A 995-nucleotide genomic window follows, 5' to 3' on the forward strand; every position below is an offset into this window, starting at 1 on the left:
TGCTGGGTCGTGTTCCCTGACGAGGCCGGGATCGGKGCGATTCCGCCGAGCCGGGCGAAGGCGGCTTCTCCGCGTATGCGGCCTTTGTGGGACCAAGTAACGAGGAGTTCCGCGGCGACGAACGGGCCAACACCGGGTTCATCGAGCAGCCAGGCGGCAAGGGCCTTGACGTGCTTGCGGAGGCCTTTCTTGTTGTGTTTGAGTTCACCGGTGCGGCGAATGATTTCCTGGGCTTGCCGGGTTGCTTCCTCGCGGATCGTGGCGATCGCGGCGTCGTCGCTGGGGTGTGTGCGCCACTGGGCGATCTGGCGGATCTGRGCGTCGGTGAGGGACKTGCGGGCATCGATGCCGAGCCAGTGTCCGCGCAGCAGCGCGGTGAGCCGGTTGATGGTCGCCGTCTTGGACTTGCTCATCGCGTTGCGGGCGGTGAGTAGCACGCTCAACGCCGCATGATCGCCGGTGTGGGTGCGGGGCATGACCACTCGTTCGATCGGTAGCGCGAGTGCGTGRCGGGCGGCCAATTCGGCATCGATCTGATCGGTCTTGCCGGCCTGCCGAACACCGCGCTTGGGCGGGCGGATCTCGGCGACGGCGACGCCCTCTCGGGTCAACAAATCGCAGAATTGGGCGCCGTAGGAGCCGGTGCCTTCCATCGCCGCGAGCAAATCGCCTGGCGCCTCACGCAGCATCCACGCGTGGGCGCGTTTCAGCCCGGCCGGGCTCGTCGGGAACGTCTCGCCGGACTGTTTGACGCCGTGAYGATCCAAGACCACCATCGAGTGGGTTTTGGCGTGGGTGTCGACCCCGATGACGTAGTCGAACACCTGTGAGACTATGGTCACGATAACTCCTTACATCGTTGAAAATGCGGGTGTTATTACGTGCCGGCCTGGGATTCCTCACGGACATCTCTGTAATGAGTCACGGACCCTGTGGGGGTTCGGACGGGCTTCTGATCAAGTCACGTCGAGGATCGCAGGCCGGCCCTCACGCGT

The 995-nt window shown here is 64.5% G+C and carries 1 protein-coding gene; it reads right to left on the reverse strand.

What is annotated here, in order from left to right; all coding sequences use genetic code 11:
• The coding region (locus tag AC1DCF_RS19140; protein WP_477212364.1) for an IS110 family transposase at window positions 1-842 on the reverse strand (842 nt) is incomplete at its 3' end.
• Window positions 843-995 lie beyond the last annotated feature (153 nt).

It is taken from the genome of Leifsonia sp. 10L418, from assembly GCF_056395445.1.